Below are 6,105 nucleotides of genomic sequence, written 5' to 3' on the forward strand. Positions count from 1 at the left end.
CGCCGCCGCGATCTCACCCTGCGAGTGGCCCACCACCACCGACGGCTCGACACCCAGCGACCGCCACACCTCCGCCAGCGACACCATCACCGCCCACAACACCGGCTGCACCACATCGACCCGCTCCAACGCCTCCGCGTCGGACAACACGGCCATCAGGTCCCAGTCGACGAACTCCCCCAACGCCCCCGCGCACTCCGCCATCCGCGCCGCGAACACCGGGGAGTGCTCCAGCAGCTCCACACCCATCCCGACCCACTGCGCCCCCTGACCGGGGAACACGAACGCGGTCCGGCCACCGGCGCCCACGACACCGCTGACCACACCGGTCACGGGGTCGCCGGACGCCAGTCCCGCCACCCGGTGCAGCAGGTCGGCGCGGTCCCGGCCGACCACGACGGCGCGGTGCGACAGCGCCGACCGGGTGCCGACCAGCGCGGCGGCGACGGACCCGAGGTCGTCGTCGCCCTCCAGGAACTCGCGCAGGCGTCCGGCCTGGGCGCGGAGCGCGCGCTCGCCCTTCGCGGACACCACCAGCGGCACGACCGCCGGTTCCGCGGCGGCGACGGGCGGCTCGTCGTCGACGTCCTCCAGGATGACGTGCACGTTGGTGCCGCTGATCCCGAACGCCGACACGCCCGCCCGGCGCGGACGCCCGTCGCGGGGCCACGCCCTCGCCTCGGTCAGCAGCTCGACCGCGCCCGCCGACCAGTCGACCTGCGGGGTGGGCTCGTCGACGTGCAGCGTCCTGGGCAGCACGCCGTGCCGCATGGCGAGCACGCTCTTGATCACGCCCGCCACACCTGCGGCGGCCTGCGCGTGGCCGATGTTGGACTTCACCGACCCCAGCCACAGCGGGGTCTCGCGGTCGCGGCCGTAGGTGGCGAGCAGTGCCTGCGCCTCGATGGGGTCGCCGAGCTTCGTGCCGGTGCCGTGCGCCTCGACCACGTCGACGTCCGAAGTGGACAGTCCGGCCTCGGCCAGCGCCTGGCGGATCACGCGCTCCTGCGACGGTCCGTTGGGCGCGCTGAGGCCGTTCGACGCTCCGTCCTGGTTCACCGCCGACCCGCGCACCACCGCGAGCACCCGGTGGCCGTTGCGCCGGGCGTCCGACAGCCGCTCCAGCAGCAGCACACCGACCCCCTCGGAGGCGCCCATGCCGTCGGCGGCGGAGGAGAACGCCTTGCAGCGCCCGTCCAGCGCGAGCCCGCGCTGACGGCTGAACTCGACGAAGAACGCGGGCGTCGACATGACCGCCACACCGCTGGCCAGCGCGAGCGAGCACTCGCCCCGCCGCAGCGACTGGGCCGCCAGGTGCAGCGCCACCAGCGACGACGAGCACGCCGTGTCCACCGTGACCGCGGGACCCTCGAAGCCGAACGAGTACGAGATCCGACCGGACAGCACGCTCGCCGCGTTGCCGGTGACCAGGTGCCCCTCGACGCTCTCCGGCACGTCGCCGGAGAAGCTCGCGTAGTCGTGGCCGCTCATGCCCGCGAACACGCCGGTCCTGCTGCCCCGCAACGACACCGGGTCGATGTCGGCGCGCTCCAGCACCTCCCACGACGCCTCCAGCAGCAACCGCTGCTGCGGGTCCATGGCCAGCGCCTCGCGCGGCGAGATCCCGAAGAAGGCGGCGTCGAACTCCGTGACGTCGTGCAGGAAGCCGCCGTGCCGCACGTAGCTCTTCCCGGACTGCTCCGGGTCGGGGTCGTAGAGGCCGTCGGTGTCCCAGCCGCGGTCGGTCGGGAACCCGGTGACCGCGTCGCCGCCGCTGAGCACGAGCTGCCACAGGTCCTCCGGCGACCGGACGCCGCCGGGGTAGCGGCAGCTCATGCCGACGATGGCGATCAGCTCGTCGGCGGGTACCGCCGCGACCGGCGTGCGCGGCGACGGCACGTCCGCCTCGCCGAGCAGGTCGGTGCCCAGCTTGCGGGCCAGCACGACCGGGCTGGGGAAGTCGAAGACCAGCGTCGCGGACAGCCGCAGCCCGGTGGCCGCGTTGAGCCGGTTGCGCAGCTCCACCGCGGTGAGGGAGTCGAAGCCGATGTCCTTGAACGCCCGCTCCGGGTCGACCGCGCCGGACCCGGCGTGGCCGAGGACGGCGGCGGCGTTGGACCGCACCAGGTCCAGCAGCACGTCGTGCCGCTCGGCCTCGGGCAGCCGGACGAGGCGGTCGCGCAGACCCGACGAGGTGCCTGCCCCCGCCGTGGCCCGGCGGACCGGGGTGCGGACGAGACCGCGCAGCAGCGGCGCGACCGGTGTCCGCGCGCGCAGGGCGTCGAGGTCCAGCCGGGCCGGGACGAGCAGCGGCTCGTCGACCGCACCGGCCGCGTCGAACAGCGCGAGCCCCAGTTCCGTGGACAGCGGGAGCACGCCGTTGGTGGCCAGGCGCCGCAGGTCGGCGGCGTCGAGGTGGCCGGTCATGCCGCCGCGCTCGTCCCACAGGCCCCAGGCCAGCGAGACCGCGGGGAGGCCGTGCGCGCGGCGGTGCTGCGCCAGGGCGTCCAGGGCGGTGTTGGCGGCGGCGTAGTTGCCCTGCCCGGCACCGCCGAAGGTGCCCGCCATGGACGAGAACAGCACGAACGCCGACAGGTCGTGGTCGCGCGTGAGGTCGTGCAGGTGGAGCGCCGCGTCCACCTTGGACCGCAGCACGGTGTCGAGCCGGTCCGGGGTCAGCGAGTCGACCGTGCCGTCGTCGAGGACGCCCGCGGCGTGGACGACGGCGGTCAGCCGGTGGCCCTCGATCACCTGGGCGAGCGCGGCGCGGTCCGCGGCGTCGCAGGCGACGACCGTCGCCCGCGCGCCGAGCGCGGCCAGTTCGTCCGCCAGCTCCGGAGCGGCCTCGGGGCCGGACCGGCTGAGCAGCAGCAGGTTCCGGACGCCCTGCCCGGCGAGGTGGCGGGCCACCCGGCGGCCGATCACGCCGGTCGCGCCGGTGATCAGCACGGTGCCGTCGAGGTCGAGCGGGCGCGGCACGGTCAGCACGACCTTGCCGACGTGCTTGGCCTGGCTCATGAACCGGAACGCCTCGGCGGCCCGGCGCACGTCCCACGTCCGCACCGGCAGGGGTCGCACCGCGTCCCGCCCGAGGAGCGCGACGATCTCGTGCAGCATCTCCCGGACGCGGTCCGGTCCGGCCTCGGCGAGGTCGAACGCCCGGTAGACCAGGTCGCCGACGGAGTCCGGGTCGCGGAGGTCGGTCTTGCCCATCTCCACGAACCGGCCACCGGGACGCACCAACCCCAGCGAGCCGTCCACGAACTCCCGCGCCAGCGAGTTCAGCACCACGTCCACCGACGGGAACGACGACACGAAACCCAGATCACGCGACGACGCCACGTGCTCGTCATCCAGACCCAGCTCGCGCAGCGCCCCCCACTTGCCGGGACTCGCCGTCGCGAACACCTCCGCACCCCAGTGCCGAGCCAACTGCACCGCCGCCATCCCGACACCGCCCGCGGCGGCGTGCACCAGCACCGACTCACCGGACCGCAGCCCGGCCAGGTCCCGCAGCGCGTAGAACGCCGTCAGGAACACGGCGGGAACGGACGCGGCCCGGCTGAACGACCAGCCTCGCGGCACGCGGGCGAGCATCCGGTGGTCGGCGACCGCCACCGAGCCGAACGCGCCGGTGAACAGGCCCATCACCCGGTCACCCGGCGCGAACCGGCTGACCTCGGCCCCGACCTCCACGACGACACCGGCGGCCTCGCCACCGATGACGGCCGCGCCGGGGTACATCCCCAGCGAGATCAGCACGTCCCGGAAGTTCACGCCCGCCGCCCGGACCGCCACCCGCACCTCGGCCGCACCCAGCGGTGCCTCCGCGGCCGGGTTGGCGGTGATCACGAGCCCGTCGAGCGACCCCTCGGCCCCGGCCTCCACGCGCCACGCCGCGTCCGGCAGCGGCTCGGCGGGCGTGGTGCGGGCCAGTCGCGGCACCAGCACCTCACCCGCGCGCAGCGCGACCTGCGGCTCGTCCGAGGCCAGCACGCGCGGCAGCACGGACAGCGAGTCGTCGTGGTCGACGTCCACCAGCACGAAGCGGTCCGGGTGCTCGGCCTGCGCGGTGCGCACCAGCCCCCACGCCGACGCCTGCACGAGGTCGGTCACGTCCTGCCCGTCGGCCGTCGACACCGCTCCCCTGGTCACGAGCGCCAGCCGGGAGCCCGCGAACGCCTCCTCCGCGATCCACCGCTGCACCAGGGCGAGCACGCCGTGCAGCGACGTGGAGCCCAGCGGCAGCACGACCACCGCGGGCACGTCACCGCCGACGGAATCCAGGTCCACCACGGACCGCACGTCCTCGACGGGCTCCTCCGGGACGGCGAGCGCCGTCCAGTCGACGCGGAACAGCGTGTCGACGGCGGCGGTCCGCGGCTCGGCCGCCGGGCGCAGCACCAGGCCGTCGACCGCCACGACGGGCGTGCCCGCCGCGTCGAACGCGTGCAGCCCGACTCCGCCGGGGGTGCGGAACAGCCGCACCCGCAGCGCGGTGGCGCCGACCGCGGACAGCCGGACCCCGTTCCAGGAGAAGGGGAGCAGCACCGTTCCCGCGTCCTCGACGAGCCCGCTCGCGCCGAGCACGTGCAGGGCGGCGTCCAGCAGCGCGGGGTGCACGCCGAAGCCGCGCACGTCCACCTCCGACGGCAGCTCGACCTCGGCGAAGACCTCCCCGCCCGCCGTCCACGCGGCCGTCAGACCGCGGAAGGCCGGTCCGTAGGCCAAACCCTCGCCGTCCAGCCGGTCGTACCGGTCGTCCACCGGCAGCGGCGTCGCGCCGGGTGGCGGCCATTCGCCGAGCGGTTCCTCCGCCGACGGGGTCGCGACGCCGAGCGACCCGCTCGCGTGACGCGTCCAGGGGGTGTCCACGTCGGCGTCGGCGGGGCGGGAGTGCACGGCGACCGTGCGCCCGCCCGCCGCGGTCTCGGGGCCGATGACGACCTGGAGCTGCACGTCCCCGAGCACCAGCGGCGCCTCCAGGGTCAGCTCCTCGACCAGGTCGCACCCGACCTGGTCGGCCGCGGCCGTCACCAGCTCGACGAACCCGGTGCCCGGCAGCAGCACCGTCCCGTGGACGGCGTGGTCGGCCAGCCAGCCGTGCGTGCGCGTCGACAGCCTGCCGGACAGCACGGTGCCGCCGTCGGCGAGCCGCACGGACGCGCCCAGCATCGGGTGCGCCGCCGACGCGAGCCCGACGGACCCGAGGTCGCCGGTGCCCGACGTCTGCTCCAGCCAGAACCGCTCGCGCTGGAACGCGTACGTCGGCAGGCCGACCCGACCACCGCCGGGCACGACCGAGGACCAGTCGACCCGGACCCCGCGCACCCACAGCTCACCGGCCGAGGTCAGCAGCCGCTCCAGACCGCCCTCACCGCGCCGCAGCGAGCCCGCGACCACGGCGGCGGGCGCCGACTCCTGCACCGCGCCCGTCAGCACCGGGTGCGCGCTCACCTCGACGAACGCGCCGACACCGCCCGCCGCGAGCGCTCCGATCGCGGACTCCAGTTCCACGGTCCGCCGCAGGTTGCGGTACCAGTAGTCGGCGTCCAGCGCCGCGGAGTCCACGTGCCGCTGCTCGACCGTCGAGTAGAACGGCACCTCGGGCACCAGGGGGCGCACGGGCTCCAGCAGGGCCAGCAGTTCCTCGCGCAGCGCTTCCACGTGCACCGAGTGCGACGCGTAGTCCACCGGGATCCGCCGAGCCCGCACACCGTCGGCCTCGCAGGCGGCCAGCAGCTCCTCCAGGGCGTGGACGTCGCCGGACACCGCCGTCGCCGAGGGCCCGTTCACGGCCGCGACGGAGATCTGCTCGGGCCACCGGGCCAGCAGCCCTCGAACCTCGTCGGCGGGCAGCGCCACCGACACCATGCCACCACGACCAGCGATCCCCAGGATCGCCCGCGACCGCAACGCCACCACCCGAGCACCGTCGACCAGCGACAGAGCCCCAGCCACCACCGCCGCCGCGATCTCACCCTGCGAGTGGCCCACCACCACCGACGGCTCGACACCCAGCGACCGCCACACCTCCGCCAGCGACACCATCACCGCCCACAACACCGGCTGCACCACATCGACCCGCTCCAACGCCTCCGCGTC

1 protein-coding gene is annotated in these 6,105 nt (G+C 75.2%); it reads right to left on the bottom strand.

All coding sequences use genetic code 11. From position 1 onward, the window contains the following. Window positions 1–6,093 (bottom strand): SDR family NAD(P)-dependent oxidoreductase (locus VFZ92_RS29950; protein ID WP_330879424.1); only part of this gene is annotated, 6,093 nt, incomplete at its 3' end. Window positions 6,094–6,105 lie beyond the last annotated feature (12 nt).

Origin of the sequence: Umezawaea sp. (assembly GCF_036375055.1) — a bacterium.
GTDB lineage: Bacteria > Actinomycetota > Actinomycetes > Mycobacteriales > Pseudonocardiaceae > Umezawaea.